Annotated in this window: 15 protein-coding genes, 1 pseudogene and 1 riboswitch; of the genes and pseudogenes, 13 read left to right on the top strand and 3 right to left on the bottom strand. The window is 35.7% G+C overall.

The features are described 5' to 3' along the window. Positions 1-159: 159 nt before the first annotated feature. From C7N65_RS02155 to lysA, 9 genes and pseudogenes are all read left to right on the top strand, one after another. Positions 160-1,759, top strand: a pseudogene (locus C7N65_RS02155) (ABC-F family ATP-binding cassette domain-containing protein). 264 nt (positions 1,760-2,023) lie between these two features. Next, positions 2,024-2,200, top strand: a riboswitch (Lysine riboswitch). Between the two features lie 84 nt (positions 2,201-2,284). Beyond that, the gene (locus C7N65_RS02150) at positions 2,285-3,487 is read left to right on the top strand and encodes an aspartate kinase (RefSeq protein ID WP_105992821.1); all 1,203 of its coding nucleotides are present in this window, start codon (positions 2,285-2,287) and stop codon (positions 3,485-3,487) included. An 82-nt stretch (positions 3,488-3,569) separates the two neighbouring features. Beyond that, positions 3,570-4,559, top strand: a complete 990-nt coding sequence (locus C7N65_RS02145; RefSeq protein WP_105992820.1) for an aspartate-semialdehyde dehydrogenase — start codon at positions 3,570-3,572, stop codon at positions 4,557-4,559. Position 4,560: 1 nt separating this feature from the next. Beyond that, positions 4,561-5,445, top strand: coding sequence for a 4-hydroxy-tetrahydrodipicolinate synthase (dapA, locus tag C7N65_RS02140; RefSeq protein WP_105992819.1), 885 nt, complete (start codon positions 4,561-4,563; stop codon positions 5,443-5,445). After that, positions 5,445-6,173, top strand: a complete 729-nt coding sequence (dapB, locus tag C7N65_RS02135; protein ID WP_105992818.1) for a 4-hydroxy-tetrahydrodipicolinate reductase — start codon at positions 5,445-5,447, stop codon at positions 6,171-6,173. The genes dapA and dapB overlap by 1 nt, the downstream gene beginning before the upstream one ends. 24 nt (positions 6,174-6,197) lie before the next feature. Beyond that, positions 6,198-6,917 (top strand): 2,3,4,5-tetrahydropyridine-2,6-dicarboxylate N-acetyltransferase, encoded by a 720-nt coding sequence (dapD, locus tag C7N65_RS02130; RefSeq protein ID WP_105992817.1) that lies wholly within the window; start codon positions 6,198-6,200, stop codon positions 6,915-6,917. A gap of 117 nt (positions 6,918-7,034) precedes the next feature. Beyond that, positions 7,035-8,198 carry a M20 metallopeptidase family protein gene (locus C7N65_RS02125; RefSeq protein WP_105992816.1) on the top strand — a complete coding sequence of 388 codons (1,164 nt, stop codon included), beginning with the start codon at positions 7,035-7,037 and terminating at the stop codon, positions 8,196-8,198. Further along, positions 8,195-9,271, top strand: coding sequence for an alanine racemase (locus C7N65_RS02120; protein WP_105992815.1), 1,077 nt, complete (start codon positions 8,195-8,197; stop codon positions 9,269-9,271). Before C7N65_RS02125 ends, C7N65_RS02120 begins: the two co-directional genes overlap by 4 nt. A 1-nt stretch (position 9,272) precedes the next feature. Next, positions 9,273-10,541: a diaminopimelate decarboxylase gene (gene lysA, locus C7N65_RS02115; protein WP_105992814.1), complete on the top strand. Its 1,269-nt coding sequence runs from the start codon at positions 9,273-9,275 to the stop codon at positions 10,539-10,541. A gap of 80 nt (positions 10,542-10,621) precedes the next feature. Here the strand turns inward: lysA and C7N65_RS02110 are convergent, their stop codons facing one another. From C7N65_RS02110 to msaA, 3 genes are all read right to left on the bottom strand, one after another. Continuing rightward, positions 10,622-13,021 carry an SdrD B-like domain-containing protein gene (locus C7N65_RS02110; protein ID WP_105992813.1) on the bottom strand — a complete coding sequence of 800 codons (2,400 nt, stop codon included), beginning with the start codon at positions 13,019-13,021 and terminating at the stop codon, positions 10,622-10,624. Positions 13,022-13,230: 209 nt separating this feature from the next. Then, positions 13,231-13,431 carry a cold shock protein CspA gene (cspA, locus tag C7N65_RS02105; RefSeq protein WP_001831260.1) on the bottom strand — a complete coding sequence of 67 codons (201 nt, stop codon included), beginning with the start codon at positions 13,429-13,431 and terminating at the stop codon, positions 13,231-13,233. A 360-nt stretch (positions 13,432-13,791) separates the two neighbouring features. Continuing rightward, entirely contained in the window at positions 13,792-14,100 is a 309-nt protein-coding gene (gene msaA / locus C7N65_RS02100; protein WP_105992812.1) for a regulatory protein MsaA, read from the bottom strand. A 157-nt stretch (positions 14,101-14,257) separates the two neighbouring features. On the opposite strand from msaA, the gene C7N65_RS02095 reads away from it, so the two are divergent. The 4 genes from C7N65_RS02095 (at position 14,258) to C7N65_RS02080 (ending at position 17,384) form a co-directional block, all read left to right on the top strand. Further along, positions 14,258-14,527: an acylphosphatase gene (locus C7N65_RS02095; RefSeq protein WP_105992811.1), complete on the top strand. Its 270-nt coding sequence runs from the start codon at positions 14,258-14,260 to the stop codon at positions 14,525-14,527. Positions 14,528-14,542: 15 nt separating this feature from the next. Continuing rightward, positions 14,543-15,181, top strand: coding sequence for a 5-bromo-4-chloroindolyl phosphate hydrolysis family protein (locus C7N65_RS02090; protein WP_105992810.1), 639 nt, complete (start codon positions 14,543-14,545; stop codon positions 15,179-15,181). After that, positions 15,181-16,302 carry a toxic anion resistance protein gene (locus C7N65_RS02085; protein ID WP_105992809.1) on the top strand — a complete coding sequence of 374 codons (1,122 nt, stop codon included), beginning with the start codon at positions 15,181-15,183 and terminating at the stop codon, positions 16,300-16,302. Before C7N65_RS02090 ends, C7N65_RS02085 begins: the two co-directional genes overlap by 1 nt. A gap of 155 nt (positions 16,303-16,457) precedes the next feature. After that, a complete protein-coding gene (locus tag C7N65_RS02080) occupies positions 16,458-17,384 on the top strand; it encodes a diacylglycerol/lipid kinase family protein (protein WP_105992808.1) in 927 nt (308 codons plus the stop codon). The last annotated feature ends 23 nt before the right edge of the window (positions 17,385-17,407 follow it).

Genomic DNA, 17,407 nt, shown 5'->3' with positions numbered 1-17,407 from the left:
TTAGAAACATTATAACATGCCAGCCTTTTGTATAGACAGAAGTTCTATCGATTCCTTGTATAATAGAAGAAAATGAGTAAATAAACGCCTTATATCGAAAGGAAAGCGTTAATGTGGTATAATTCATGCGTTAGAAATATCTATTAATGGAGGAAATTCATGTTACAAGTTACTGATGTAAGTTTGCGATTTGGCGATCGTAAATTGTTTGAAGATGTAAATATCAAATTTACAGAAGGTAATTGCTATGGTTTGATTGGTGCAAACGGTGCAGGTAAATCTACTTTCTTAAAAATTCTATCTGGTGAATTAGATTCACAAACTGGCCATGTTTCTATGGGCAAAAATGAAAGACTTGCGATCTTAAAACAAGATCACTTCGCTTATGAAGATGAACGCGTACTAGATGTAGTTATTAAAGGTCACGAGCGTTTATTCGAAGTAATGAAAGAAAAAGACGAAATTTATATGAAACCAGACTTCAGTGATGAAGATGGTATTCGCGCAGCAGAACTCGAAGGTGAATTCGCAGAAATGAACGGTTGGAATGCTGAAGCAGATGCAGCTACCCTGCTTTCTGGTTTAGGTATTCCTGCAGACTTGCATGACAAAAAGATGTCTGAGTTAGAAAACAACCAAAAAGTTAAAGTCTTGCTTGCACAAAGTTTATTCGGCGAACCAGATGTATTATTACTTGATGAGCCTACCAACGGTTTAGACATTCCGGCAATCAGCTGGTTAGAAGACTTCTTAATCAACTTTGAAAATACAGTTATCGTTGTTTCCCACGACCGTCACTTCTTAAATAATGTGTGTACACATATTGCTGACTTAGACTTCGGCAAAATCAAAGTTTATGTCGGAAACTACGACTTCTGGTATCAATCAAGTCAGCTTGCTCAAAAAATGGCGCAAGAACAAAATAAGAAAAAGAAGAAAAATCAAAGAACTGCAAGACTTCATTGCACGTTTCTCTGCCAACGCTTCTAAATCTAAACAAGCAACAAGCCGTAAGAAACAATTAGAAAAAATCGAATTAGATGATATTCAACCATCATCACGTCGTTACCCATTCGTTAAGTTCACGCCAGAACGTGAAATCGGTAATGATTTATTATTCGTTGAAAATGTATCAAAAACAATTGATGGTGAAAAAGTATTAGATAATATTTCATTCACTATGAATCCTAATGATAAAGCAGTACTTGTTGGTGACAGCGAAATTGCGAAGACAACATTGCTGAAAATTTTAGCTGGAGAAATGGAACCAGACGAAGGTACAGTTAAATGGGGTGTGACAACATCTCAAACGTACTTCCCTAAAGACAACTCTGAATACTTCGAAGGTGTTAATCTGACATTAGTAGATTGGCTGCGTCAATATGCACCTGAAGATGAACAAACTGAAACATTCTTACGCGGTTTCTTAGGCCGTATGTTATTCAGCGGCGAAGAAGTTAAGAAAAAAGCGAATGTGCTTTCAGGTGGAGAGAAAGTACGCTGTATGTTAAGTAAAATGATGCTTTCAAGTGCTAACGTATTGTTAATGGATGAGCCGACAAACCACTTAGACTTAGAAAGTATTACAGCAGTCAATGATGGATTGAAATCATTTAAAGGTTCAATTATCTTCACATCTCATGACTTTGAGTTTATCAACACAATCGCAAACCGTGTGATCGACTTAAATCCAAAAGGCGCTGTTTCTAAAGAAATCAGTTATGAAGAATACTTAAAAGAAACTGGTGTATTAAACTAAAATTCGATATAAATTTAATTTTGGGAGTTAAAGTATAGCTTTAACTTCCCTTTTTATGTTTAAAGCAGATAGAACTGTCTATTTATACTGTATAACAGTTGATTTGATAACAGACAATGAAAGTATCAAAGTATAAATTACACTTAATTAGTAAATAAGTTCAGAATTTAGGTTTTTTTCTGTAAATTTCCAAAAATCTTAAATTTCTGGTTTACATCCCTATTAGAACTATGTATAATGTGATACATACTAATTAATTGAATAGTTTTTTGATGAGGCGCATCAATCATCAGTAATTGCTTTAAAGACTGTCTGTCGCAGTTGGCAATGAAAGGGTGAGATGCCGAAATGATCATAAATGCAGAGTTATGATTGTTGGACTTTCAGGTTAAGAGCTAAGGGTCTGTCATTATTATCAAATAATGGAGTGCATCACTTGTATATAAAAAAAGCAAGTTCGCATTCCGGACTTGCTTTTTTTATATATGTGATTCTCCCCCGATAATTGAGGAGGATAAGTATAGAATGAAGAGAAGTGTTTTAAAATTCGGCGGTTCGTCTGTCAGTGATTTTACGAAAATTAAAAATATTGCTGAAATGCTGAAAGAAAGAATAAATAATGACGAACAATTAATTGTCGTGGTCAGTGCAATGGGAAAAACAACTGACCAATTAATGGAAAATGTAGCTGCGCTTACCAGTGCACCGAAACAACAAGAGCTCGCCCTCTTATTAACCACTGGCGAACAGCAAACGGTTTCCTATTTGTCTATGGTACTCAATGATATTGGGGTGAATGCCAGAGCAATGACAGGTTATCAAGCCGGAATTAAAACAGTTGGACATCATCTGAAAAGTAAGATTGCAGAAATCAATCCAGAGACTTTTGATAAGGCATTTGAAACGAATGATGTTTTAGTTGTAGCAGGATTCCAAGGCATCAACGATGAATTCGAACTGACAACTCTAGGCAGAGGCGGATCTGATACAACCGCTGTTGCGCTTGCTGCAGCGAATGATACACCGTGTGAAATTTATACAGATGTAGACGGTGTATATGCTACCGACCCTAGAATTTATAAAGATGCTAAGCGGTTAAGCTTTGTTTCTTACGAAGAAATGATGGAAATGAGTGCACTTGGTGCTGGGGTTTTAGAAACACGAAGTGTGGAATTGGCCAATAATTACAACATTCCATTGTATTTAGGAAGAACTTTATCAAATGTGGAAGGAACGTGGATTATGTCACAAACAGAATTATTAGAGAAAAAAGCAGTTACAGGTGTAGCGTTGGATAGAAACATGATGCATGTCACTATCAGCTATCCCCTATCAGACAATCAACTATTAACGGACTTGTTTACAGAATTAGAAGTGGGTCAAGTCAACGTCGATATGATTTCGCAAATTGTAAATGTTGAAGGCTTGCAGCTTTCATTCACAATTAAAGATACAGATTTAACGCAAATCCAAAGCATTTTTGATAAATTGTCAGAAAGTTACCAAGCTTTAGACTTCAAATTAAATGATGCTTACGCTAAAATTTCATTGATTGGGTCAGGAATGAGAGATATATCTGGCGTTGCATCTAAAGCTTTCATCAGTTTGATTAATGCAAAGATTCCATTTTATCAGACGACAACATCTGAAATCAGTATTTCATATGTTATTGATGCTGAAAATGGAGAACGTGCAGTTAAAGAACTTTATGAAACATTTGATATTTAATCAATTCGATCGCATCTAGAATCAGAAGTACGAGAAGGATTAACAGAGCCTTCCTAAAATAATAATATGGAGTGAATTAAATATGACAAAATTAGCAATCGCAGGAGCAACAGGATTAGTTGGTAGTAAAATGTTAGAGACAGTTGACCGAAAAAATATTCCATTTGATGAACTTGTATTATTTTCTTCAGCAAGATCTGCTGGTAAAGAAATCGAGTTCCAAGGTAAAACATATATTGTTCAAGAGTTAACAGAAGAAGCAGCAAAAGAACATTATGATTATGTATTAATGAGTGCCGGCGGCGCAACAAGCGAACACTTCTCCCCTATTTTTGAAGAAGCAGGCGCTATCGTTATCGATAACTCAAGCCAATGGAGAATGCATGATGATATAGATTTAGTTGTACCTGAAGTCAACGCACCTAAATTCACTAGAGGTATCATCGCTAACCCGAACTGCTCAACAATCCAATCTGTCGTACCTTTAAAACCATTACAAGACAAATTCGGTTTAAAACGTGTTGCTTATACAACATATCAAGCAGTATCAGGTTCAGGTTATGCAGGTAAAGATGACTTGTTGAACGGTGAAAAAGGAGAAGCACCAAAAACTTATCCTCACCCTATTTATAACAACGTATTACCGCATATCGATGTGTTCTTAGAAAATGGTTATACAAAAGAAGAACAAAAAATGATTGATGAAACACGTAAAATTTTAAACTTGCCTGATTTAAAAGTAACAGCAACATGTGTACGTGTACCTGTATTAGACAGCCACAGTGTTGAAATGGATGTTACTTTAGATAAACCAGCGACAGTAAAAGAAATCCAAGAATTATTCGATAATGATGATCGTGTCGTACTTATCGATAATCCGGAAAATAATGAATATCCTTTAGCAATCAATTCAACTGGTAAAGATGAAGTGTTTGTCGGACGTATCCGTCAAGACGATTCATTAGATAACACATTCCATGTTTGGGTAACATCAGATAACTTGCTTAAAGGTGCAGCATTAAACACAGTACAAATTCTAGAACAAGTTTTATCAATGAAAGGAGTTTCTTAATATGAGTCGTTTATTTGAAGGAGTCGGAGTAGCATTAACTACCCCATTCACAGATAACGAAGTGGATTATGAAGCATTAGAACAACATGTACAATATTTATTAGACAACAATATCCAAGCTATCGTGGTAAATGGTACCACTGCAGAGAACCCTACATTAACACAAGATGAAAAAGAACAAGTGCTGAAAGCTGTAATCAAACAAGTTGATGGCAAAGCAGCAATAATTGCTGGGACAGGTACAAACTCTACACAAAAATCTTTAGATGCATCATTACGTGCAAAAGAATTAGGTGCAGACGGTATCATGTTAATCACACCTTACTATAATAAAACAAGCCAACGCGGCTTAATTGCACATTTCACTACTATCGCAAATGCAGTGGAACTACCGGTTGTCTTATATAATGTACCATCAAGAACGAATATGACAATTGAAGTCGAAACAATGGTTGAACTTGCGAAAAACCCTTACATTGTAGCACTAAAAGATGCGACAAATGATTTCGACTATCACCGTGCATTAAAAGAACGTTTAGATTTATCAGAGTTCACACTTTACAGCGGTAACGATGATAACGTAGTACGCTATTATGCAGAAGGCGGTCATGGTGTTATTTCTGTAGTTGCGAATGTGATTCCTGGAGATTTCCAAGCTTTATATGAAAAAGCAAAACGCGGCGAAGCAATCGACAAAGACTTTGAACCGATCAGCCGTTTATTAAATGCATTATCAGTAGACGTCAACCCTATTCCAATCAAAGCATTGACTGCAGTTGAAGGTTTCGGAAACTATGAAGTGCGTTTACCATTAGTGACGCTTGAAGAATCTGATCGTAAACAACTTGAAACAGCTTATGCCAAATATAAAGCGGGTGAACTTTAATGAAAATTTTATTAATCGGATATGGTGCAATGAACCAACGTGTAGCTAGATTAGCTGAAGAGCAAGGTCATGAAATTACAGGGATTATTGTTCCTGATCCAGACAGCAATTACCCCTACCCTGCTTTCAATCAAATCAGCGAGGCAAAAGATGCTGAAGTCGCAATCGACTTTTCTAATCCGGAATTGTTATTACCGTTATTAGATCAAGATTTCAAATTACCGGTTGTTGTTGCGACAACAGGAGAAAAAGAAAAAATCATTGCGAAATTAAAAGAACTTAGTGAAAATATGCCTGTATTCTTCAGTGCAAATATGAGTTACGGCATTCATGTAATGACGAAACTATTAGAGTTAGCCGTACCTCTATTACAAGGCTATGATATTGAATTAATTGAAGCACATCATAATAAAAAAGTAGATGCACCAAGCGGTACATTGATTAAATTATTAGATGTTATTAAAGAAGTAAAAGATGAAGTCAATCCTGTATATGATCGTTCACAAACGACTGAACGAAGAAAACCTGAAGATATCGGTATCAGTGCAGTACGCGGCGGTACAATTGTCGGGGAACATGAAGTATTATTTGCAGGTGTCGATGAAACAATCGAATTAACTCACCGTGCACAATCTAAAGATATCTTTGCGAACGGCGCAATTAAAGCAGCAGAACGATTGGTTACAAAATCAAATGGGTATTATACATTTGACAATTTAAATAATTAATTAAACAGAGGAGATGAACCAGTAATGGCAAAAGATTTAACGGCAGAAGAAATTATTCAATATATTAGTGATGCGAAGAAATCAACACCACTAAAAGTATATATTAACGGTGCTCTAGGACAAGTGAGCTACCCTGAATCATTCAAAGTATTCGGCAGCGAAAATTCAAAAGTGATTTTCTGTGAAGCTGACGATTGGGATAAATTCTATGAAGAAAATAAAAACTACATTGAAGATGTAGAAATTGAAATGGATCGCCGCAATTCAGCAATTCCATTAAAAGATTTACGCAATACAAATGCACGTATCGAACCAGGTGCATTCATCCGCGAACAAGCAATTATCGAAGATGGCGCTGTTGTTATGATGGGTGCGACAATCAATATCGGTGCAGTTGTCGGCGAAGGCACAATGATTGATATGAACGCAACATTAGGCGGCAGAGCTACAACAGGTAAAAATGTACACGTAGGTGCAGGTGCAGTACTTGCTGGTGTAATCGAACCTCCAAGCGCATCCCCTGTTGTTATCGAAGATAATGTATTAATCGGTGCAAATGCCGTAATTTTAGAAGGCGTACGTGTTGGTGAAGGTGCAATTGTTGCGGCTGGCGCAATTGTAACGCAAGACGTACCAGCAGGCGCAGTTGTAGCAGGTACACCTGCCAAAGTCATTAAACAAACATCTGAAGTTGAAGATTCAAAACGTGAAATCGTATCAGCTTTACGTAAATTAAATGACTAATTCGGACAAGCGCAAAATATAAGAGAAAATGAATTTTAAAAGGCGTATTGTGTGCGTTCGTCAAAGCATCACATACGCCTTTTATACATATTATGAGTATTAAAAAGGAATGATATTATGACACAAAGTGAATTAGAATTTGTAACTGAACATCGTCGCCATTTGCATCAAAACCCAGAACTAAGTTTAGAAGAACATGAAACAACTGCACATCTTATTGCTTTCTTAGAGTCTATCGGTGTTCCTTATGAAAGACCATTAGAAACTGGTGTGATTGCTTACCTTCAAGGTAATGGCGATCATACAGTGGCTTTCAGAGCAGATATTGATGCATTGCCTATTCAAGAGGAAAATGAAGTAGCATTCAAAAGCAGCAAAGCAAATGTTATGCATGCGTGCGGTCATGATGGACATACTACTGCCCTAATGTTGTTTGTAAGACGCTGCAAAGCTTTATATGATGAAGGCAAATTACCGCAAAATGTTGTCTTTATTTTCCAACCAGCTGAAGAAACAGGTGCCGGTGCCAATCGATTAATTAAAGCCGGTGCGTTTGATAACTATCCGATTGAAGCAGTATTCGGTATACATGTGATGCCTTTCAATGATGAAGGTACTGTGACAATTTTAAATGAAGAAATTACAGCAAGTGCAACAGAGTATCGTTTCTTCTTAAAAGGACAATCCAGTCATGTAGCAAATAAAGAACAAGGCAAATCATGCGGAGAAGCTCTAACGCATGTATTAAATCAAGTCGGTCAAATTCAGCAATATCACTTAAACGGTTTGCAACGCAATATTGTGCATATGGGAAGATTCAATGCTGGCGAAGCCATTAATACTGTACCAAGCAATGGTTATTTAGAAGGTACAATCCGTACGTATGATACGAATGATTTGCAAGCAGTTAAGGATCAAATGACTAAAATAGCACAAAGTGTCCAATTATTATTTGGTGTTAACTGCGAAGTGAAATTCGAGGAAGGTTATCCCCCTACTTACAATGATCCAAGCTTGCATGATGGTGTAGTTCGCGCACTTAAAGCGGCAGACTTTAATGTGGTTGAAATGGATAAACCTTATTTATTCGGTGAAGACTTTAGCTTCTACAGTCAAATTGCGCCAAGTTATTTTGCATTTGTAGGAATTAGAAATGAAGCCAAAGATTGGGTACATGGTCTTCATACACCAAAACTTAATTTTGATGAAGGACAATTAATCAGAATTGCAGATTACTATGAAAATCTATTATTCCAATATAACAAGGAGGTCACTTCATGACAGCGATTTGGTCAGTCAATCGTCAAAAATTTATAGACAACGCAAAACGTGTCAAAAACAACCACAATTTAATGGCTGTAGTGAAAAACAATGCGTATAACTATGGTTTGGAATTTTCAGTGGAAGCTTTTTTAGAAGTCGGAATCAACACTTTCAGTACCACTTCCCTTGCGGAAGCTGTACGTATTAGAAAAATAGCACCTGAAGCGACAATATTCTTAATGAATGCAGTCTATGATTTTGATACAGTACGCGACAACAAAATCCATATGACACTTCCCTCTTTGGCATATTATTATGAACATAAGCGCGATTTAGCTGGGATTCATGTGCATCTGGAATTTGAAAATCTATTGCATCGATCAGGTCTTAAAACATTAGATGAAATAAAAGAAGTATTGAATGATCATGCGGCAAATACCAGCAATGACAAAATGATTATCAGCGGCCTATGGACACACTTCGGTTATGCGGATGAATTCGATGTACCGGAATACGATATAGAAAAAGAAGCATGGGTCAATATAGTAGATGCATTGTTATCTGAAGGTTATCACTTTGATTTAATCCATGCACAAAACAGTGCAGCTTATTATCGTGAAGGCCAAACTTTATTGGAACATCATACCCATGCGCGTGTCGGTATTGCACTCTATGGTTCAAGACCTTACAGCAGTTTATCTGAATCAGATATCACACAAGCATTAACAGTTAAGGGCAATGTGATTCAAGTTAGAGATGTCAATAAAGGCGAATATTGCGGCTATAGTTTTGCTTATGAAGTTGAACAAGACCATACTAAACTTGCAGTTGTGGATATGGGTTACGGTGATGGTGTACTGAGAACAAGAGCCAAACATGAAGCAATTATCAATAATAAACGCTACCCTATTAAAGCATTAATGATGAGTCATATGTTTGTTGCGGTTGACGACAACGTTACTGCACAAGATGAAGTGATACTATATAATGAAGATATGCGTATCGATGAATATACGTTTAAAGGTGTAGGCGCGAACTCTGAACAGCTGAGTGCGCTGAACCATGATTCTTTGATAAAGGAGATCAGATAAGATGGTTGTAGAATATAAAAACGGTAAATTAACGATGGGCGGTACAAGCTTAGAAATGATTGCACAAAGCTTTGGGACACCTACTATTGTTTATGATGAAGACCAAATCCGCAATCAAATGCGCAGATATAAAAATGCATTTGAAGAAAGCGGAATTGATTATAATATCTCTTATGCTTCAAAAGCATTCACTTGCCTGCAAATGGTAAAACTTGTTCAAGAAGAAGGTTTAAGCTTAGATGTCGTATCTGAAGGCGAACTATATACGGCTTTAGAAGCGGGCTATGACCCAGCAAACATCCACTTCCATGGGAACAATAAAACAAAACATGAAATTCAATATGCGTTAGAGAGCAAAATCGGTTATTTCGTGATTGATTCTTTAGACGAAATCGAATTAATTCAAAAATACGCATCAGATTCTGTAGATGTTGTTTTACGTGTTAACCCAGGTGTTGAGGCACATACACATGAATTTATTCAAACAGGTCAAGAAGACAGTAAATTTGGTTTATCAATCAGATACGGTCTTGCGGATCAAGCGATTGAAAAGATTCAAGCAAGTTCAAAATTGAATCTTAAAGGTATCCACTTCCATATCGGATCTCAAATTGAAGGTACAGAAGCAATGATTGAAACGGCTAAAATTGTAATTAACTGGCTAAAAGGTTTGAATTTAGAAGTAGACCTATTAAATATCGGCGGCGGCTTCGGCATCCGCTATGTTGAAGGAGATGTCAGCTTCCCTATCGAATCAGGCATCAAATCAATTACAGATGCGCTGAAAGATATTGCGAAAGAAGCAGATTATCCATTGCCTACTATCGGTATTGAGCCCGGACGCTCAATTGTGGGAGAAGCGGGTGTAACACTTTATGAAGTCGGAACAATTAAAGAAATCCCTGGTGTTAATAAATATGTATCGATTGACGGCGGTATGAGTGATCATATTCGTACAGCTCTATATGGTGCTAAATACGAAGCTTTACTTGTGAACCGCGAAGAAGAAGCGGACGATACTGTAACAATCTCAGGTAAATTATGTGAATCTGGTGATATCATTGCACGTGATATCAAACTTCCTGAATCAGTACATCGCGGAGATTACTTAGCGATTTTATCTACAGGTGCTTATCACTACTCAATGTCATCTAATTATAACCAAATGCAGAAACCTTCGGTATTCTTTATTAAAGATGGTAAAGCAAGAGAAGTTATCAAACGTCAATCGTTGCGTCAATTAATCATCAATGACACAAAAGTTAAATAAACCTTATAATCAATAAATATGTATAAAGCAAAAACGAACTGATCATTGTCAGTTCGTTTTTTTGATACTACATTCCCTATTTAATTTTTAGAATTACGACGTTTCAATAATAGAGCGCTGCCGACTGCCGCTAGAGATAAACCGAATAATACGATACTAGATGTCAGTGCTGACTCCCCTGTTTTTGGTAATTCTTTTTTCTCTTGTTTCTTTTTAGAAACGTGATTTGTTTGGACTTTATTGTTAGAAGACTCGCTTTTAGCTGCAGTTGTTTGTTTAGTATTGACGGATACATCAGCTTTCTTACCTATAAGAGATGAGTCAACTTCAGCTTTTGGATTCACTGTTTTTTCAACTTTATTAGAAACATTATCCTTTTTATCAATGTTAGTCTGCGCTTGTTTTTGTTTTATTGGTTCTTTTTGTTTTTCAGTTTCGGTATTATTGCCTGATTGTACTGCTTTTGACGCAGGCGTTGAGACATGATTTGATTCTAAAACGGATGAAGCATTTTCTATATAATCTTTTGTTTTTGAATCTGCAACTTCACAAGAAGCTTTGTTTACTGTAACTGGCGTTGTTACTGAAGTAGTTGGTGCTGGCGTATATTCTAATAATTGTGAAGAATAATCTGTGTTATCTTCAATTTCAATCACTTGATTATTTTGGTTCAGTAATTCAGTAGAATAATCGGTATTATCTTCAACTTCAGTTTCAGGTGTACTTATTACAGGTACTTTTGTATCTGTAGTTGGTTGAGTATTTTGTGTTGTTTCAGTTGGTGTAAATTCTAATAACTGTGAAGAATAATCAGTTTGATCTTCTTCTGATACAGGTTGATTTGTTTTATTAGGTGATTCTGGTGTTACTGGTTGAACTTCAGGTGTTTTCACCACTGGTTTATAGAAGCCGCTATCTACAAAATCGTTATTTGCATCCGCAATTTCAATTTCAGTGACATTGCCGTTAGAGTCATTATCTGCTTCGCCTTGACCTGTTTTAGTAGGCACAAAACCTGCAGGTGTCGTAAAGGCAATTTTATATTTTCCGTTAGGTATTTGAGAAAATTTATAATTACCTTTTGCATCTGTCACTGTAGTCAAAATAGAGTTGTCTGGATTTGTAAGCGTCACTTGTACGTCTTTTAAGCCAGGTTCATCTTTATCTTGGATACCGTTTTCGTTTAAATCATTCCATACATAATCTCCTAATTCATAGACAGCGACAGGTGTCGGTGCATCTTTTAAATACCCCATATCAATAGATAAATTGTCTGCATTATCGATTGTGACTTCCACAGGTGTACCGTTAGAATCCTTTGTTTCATCTTCGCCTGCTTGAACTTGTGTCGGTGTATAACCTTCAGGTACATCGAATTCAACTTGGTAAGTGCCATTATTAACATTATCAAACTGATAGTGTCCATTACTATCTGTCACAGTAGTTGCGACTACTTTACCATCTTTAGTCAAATCGACTTTAACACGAGCGAGACCAAGTTCAGTATCTCCTTGAATGCCATCTTGATCAGCATCTACCCACGCTAAATGTCCGATTTTAAATGATGTCGGTAATTGATAGAAACCACTGTCCACAAAGGCGTTATTCGCGTCTTGAATCAGCACATCGGCGTTAACACCATTTGAATCTACATCAATATCGCCTTGGCCTGTTTTGGTAGGTACAAAACCTACAGGTGTCGCAAAGGCAATTTTATAGTTGCCGTTCGGCAAATCAGTAAATGTGTAGTTGCCTTTTTCATTAGTTGTGGTTGTTAAATTCGTGTTATCCGGATTTGTAAGCGTCACTTGTACGTCTTTTAAACCAGGTTCATCTTTATCTTGAATACCATTTTGGTTTAAATCATTCCAAACGAAATCACCCATGTTATATTTTGCTACGGGTACAGGTTCGTCTTTTAAATAACCGAAATCAATGGAAAGATCATCTGAATTATTAATTGTGACTTCTGCTGGTCCGCCATTGGAATCTTTTGTGTCATCTTCGCCTGCTTGTACTTGTGTTGGAGTGTAGCCGTCTGGTGTTTCATAATTTAATTCATAAGTACCATTTGCGACATTTGAAAAAAGATATTTACCGTTCGCATCAGTAGTTGTTGAAGCGATAGTTTGGCCATTTTGTGTTAAATCTATTTTGAGATTGGCTAGAGGCTTTTCAGTATCGCCTTGAATACCATCACCATCTGTATCTACCCATGCATAATCCCCGATTTTAAAGTTAGGCTGTGAAGTTGTTGCAGGATTAGTTTGTGTTGATGGAGTTTTTGCACCAGCAGTTTGAGGTGCATTTAGTGCGGTTTGTGTTTGTGAATTTGAGATAGTTGGCGCAGGTGTATCTCCTTCAGCTGCTTCTGCTTGATGACTGATACCTAAATAAACACCTGTTCCGATTAAAATTGAGGCTGTTCCCATAGTGAATTTGCGGATTGAGTAATAGTGATTGTGTGTGTTCTTATTCATAGATGTGCTCCTTCTGTGCTGTATGATGTATATGCAGTCTATATTTAGTAAGTAGAATATAGCACAGAAATGTATGTAGAAATTTTAATTTACTAAAATTTTAAAATAAATTTACATTAGGAGTTTTAGAGTTTAGCGTGGATAAAACAAGAAAAAAACACTTTACAGAAGTAAAGTGTTTTAAATAGTCAATAAATGTAATCTATTTATTATAGTTTAACAACGTTTGCAGCTTGAGGACCGCGGTCGCCTTCAACTACTTCAAATTCAACTGATTGACCTTCTTCTAATGATTTGTAACCTTCTTGGTTAATAGCTGAGAAGTGTACGAATACGTCGTTTTCTCCTTCAACTTCGATAAAACCGAATCCTTTTTCAGCGTTGAACCATTTAACTGTACCTTGTTTCATAATTTGTGAAACCTCCAAGACTAAAATTCAATATGCATTATTCGCATATTACAAAAAATACTTACAAATAATTAGAGTACTGTAAAACCACAAAAGTAATTCGGAGCTATCTCAATAATTCTAATCACTTCTCAACAGTCTTATGTATAAGCTGCAGGTGGATAAATAACTGTTTTATTGACTCAACAAATTATAAATTGTACGATACCACCCTTACAGATCTTGCAAAAGTAATGCTATCAGTATGTTTCTATATATATGTTTGAGCTAAATATTCTTTGCAATATGGAATAAAACTATTGCTTAAAACCAATTATAGTGCATTCGCCCTATCATTGCAATACAAATAGTAAAAATTAATTACTCAATAATTGGAAGGTCGTAATAAACTTCGTTATTATTTAATACGATAAAGCTATAAAATATTTGCATATCTTCATCGCAATCTTCGCAAAATCTCATATCACAATTATTATAAAATGCATAAATATTATATTTACCTTTCGTGAAATTATCAAATTTCATTTTAGACAAACAAACTAAATCTTTATATTTTTCGAGCATATCCTCATAGTTCTCAAAATGATATTGTTCGTAAATTTTTTCACGCCAGTCATCGAACAACCACCATCCCTCATAGTCAGCTCTGATCATATTGACTGTCCACACGTTATAATCCCCTTTATTGAATAATTGTTCCTTTTTATTTTCAACTATTTCCATGAGAATTTCAAGGAATGTGTTTCGTTCTATAGATTGCTGTAAATGTAGTAAATATTAGGATTTTACGTTGAAAATTCGTATAATAAAACAAAGAGGTGATCTTATGCAACGTAGAAAAATTCAAGTTTTTGGGCAAGTTCAAGGTGTCGGATTTCGTTATTTCACAGAACGCCTAGCTCAAAAATATCAAATATCAGGGACTGTACAAAATGTTGAACAGTATGTAGAGGTCTATGCACAAGGTGAGGAACAAAACCTTGAACAATTTACCCAAGCTGTAATTGAGGGTGCTTCCCCTGCTTCCAAAGTTTCGGATTATAAAATAGAACAACTAGATACAGATTCATCTTTGAAAGGATTTAGAACTATATAAAAAGGAAGATGTAAATTGAGATATTATATTTCTCGAATTTATGGAACACTCGTAGGCGTTCCAGCTGCAATTGTCGCTTGGCTCACAAGTATCTATGCATTCGATATACTTTTTGTATATGATTTGGGAATCGGTGTCGCAACATTTTTTGCACTCTACTTCCCTACTCAATTTTTAACATCAAAAAAATATTTACAAGAAATAGGATTAACACGCAGAGATTTCAGGTTTGTGCGCCACCAATTGAATAATGCACAAACTAAAGTGAGAAAGCTGTTAAAATCTTTTATTAATGTACGTTCAATTAAAGACTTTAAACAAGTGAATGAAATTCATAGATTAGCAAGAACGATATATTTCACAGTAAGACAGCAGCCTCAAAAATTCTTCATTGTAGATAGCTTTTTTTATTCTCATTTAGATAATGCTTTAAATTTAATCGAGAGCTATACAAGATTAGCTAAAATGCCTGCTAAATCTAAAGAAGAGAAACAAAAGCTGGAACAAACGTGTATTACACTAGATGAAGTAAAACGTACTTTAGTTGCGGATTTGAAGCGCCTTAATGAAGAAGACTACACGCGACTTGATGTTGAAATGGAAATGAATAAGATAGAACAACAACGCAAACTCGAATGGAAGGAGCATGATTAATGGCTAATGAGATGCCTAAACAGCCTGAGTTACAAGAGCAAGTATCAAATGATACTACTTTAATGGAAGCAAATAAAGATTTCACACCAGAACAACAAAAGAAAATACACGAGCTTGCCAACCAGATTGAACCGATGAACTATGATTCTTTAATGAAATTCGGTTCTAATGCACAATCCAGCATGTCATCGTTCTCGCATAAAATGCTGAGTGAAGTGAAATCAAAAGATACCGGCCCTATCGGAGATACTTTAAATCAATTAATGACTAAATTAAAAGAAGTACAGCCGGATGATTTTAAACAAGAAAAAGATTCTTTTTTAAAGAAAATTTTTAAAAGAGCCAAAGCTTCCGCAAATGAAATCTTCTCTAGAATGCAATCTGTAGGTTCGCAAGTAGATCGCATTTCTGTGGAATTGAAAAATCATAAAGACAGTTTGAACAGAGATATCCAGTTATTAAATGGATTATACGATCAAAACAAAAACTACTTTGATGAACTTAATTTATATATTGCGGCTGCTCAAGAAAAGAAAAAAGAAATCCTAGATAATGAATTGCCCGCAAAGCGCAATCAAGCATATGAATCTGGCAACCAAATGGATATTCAAGAAGTTGCGGATTTAGAACAATTTGCGGATCGTTTAGATAAACGTATCTATGACTTGCAGCTGTCACGACAAATTTCCTTGCAGACTGCACCGCAAATCCGTATGATTCAAAATGTGAACCAAACTTTAGCTGAAAAGATTCAAAGTTCTATTTTGACAAGTATTCCATTATGGAAGAACCAAATGGCAATTGCTTTAACTTTAATGCGTCAACGACAAGCGATGTCAGCACAAAGAGCAGTAACAGATACTACTAATGATTTGCTGACAGCGAACTCTGAACTATTAAAACAAAATGCAATTGATACTGCAGTTGAAAATGAACGCGGTATTGTTGATATTGAAACGTTGAAATCAACGCATGAAAATATAATCGAAACAGTAGAACAAACATTGCAAATTCAAGCTGAAGGTCGTGAAAAACGCCAACAAGCTGAACAAGAGCTGCAGCACTTAGAAGCTGACATGAAAGATAGATTATTAACAATGAAAGATAATAAAGTTCAATAACACTTTTGATAAAACGATTATCTGCCCTGCTTTGCAAAGCAGTAAAGGATAGTCGTTTTTTTACCTGCTTTTAGATTTTATATTTATCAGGCTGTGATTCAGGGTATCAAAGAGTGAAGTCCATTCATGATATTCAGTCAAAGGAGTAGATTATTATGACACAACACTTTCATAAAGGTGTTCTTTTTTATCATAAAGCTGCAGGCCAAGGCAACTTATATAAAGAGCTCGGCCAAGTAATAGAAAATATTACACAGATGTGTGATGAACTCACAATTAAGTTAAGTAAAGAAGAAGGAGATATTAAAAGGTTTTGCGATGAAATCCGCGAAGAAAATAATGGATCATACGATGTCTTTTTCATTTTGGGCGGAGACGGCACTGTAAATGAATTAGTAAATGGTGTAGTCTTAAATAATTTAGATATCCCTATCGGCATTATCCCTGGCGGTACATTTAATGATTTTGCTAAAACATTAAATTTATCACCTAAACCAGCCCCGGCATCTGCGGAATTATTGGATGCACAAGTAAAATCATTTGATGTGCTAGATATTAATGGACACATTGCATTAAACTTTGCTGGTATTGGTATGATGGTTCAAAACTCTGAGAACGTTGATTCTAACAAGAAAAAAGTTCTTGGTAAATTGAGTTATGTATTTACAACAATCAAAGTGATTGCTGATCCGGACACATATCAATATAAAGTAGAAGCTAATGGTGAAACGTATACGGGCGAAACTTCAATGATACTCATAGCAAACGGTAATTTTGTAGGCGGAAGCCGTATACCGTTAGAAGACTTATCGCCTTGTGATGGCAAAATGAATATCTTTTTATTCAAAAACCATAATATGAGTATGATTAAAGATTTCTTCCAAGTTAAAGATAGTATGAATTGGAATGATATTACTGAAAACATCACATTAGTTTCTGCAGATGAGGCAACGCTGAAAACAGAACCTAATACTAAATTAGATATAGATGGAGAAATATTATTTGAAACACCTGCAGAAATTAAAGTGTTAAAAGAAAAAGTGAAGTTATTGTACTTGGATATTGAAAATCAAGAATCATAAAATGTGATTTATGGATCACTTCA

This window comes from Staphylococcus simulans, assembly GCF_002994445.1.
GTDB lineage: Bacteria > Bacillota > Bacilli > Staphylococcales > Staphylococcaceae > Staphylococcus > Staphylococcus simulans_B.
This window is presented reverse-complemented; position numbering and strand designations above follow the sequence as displayed.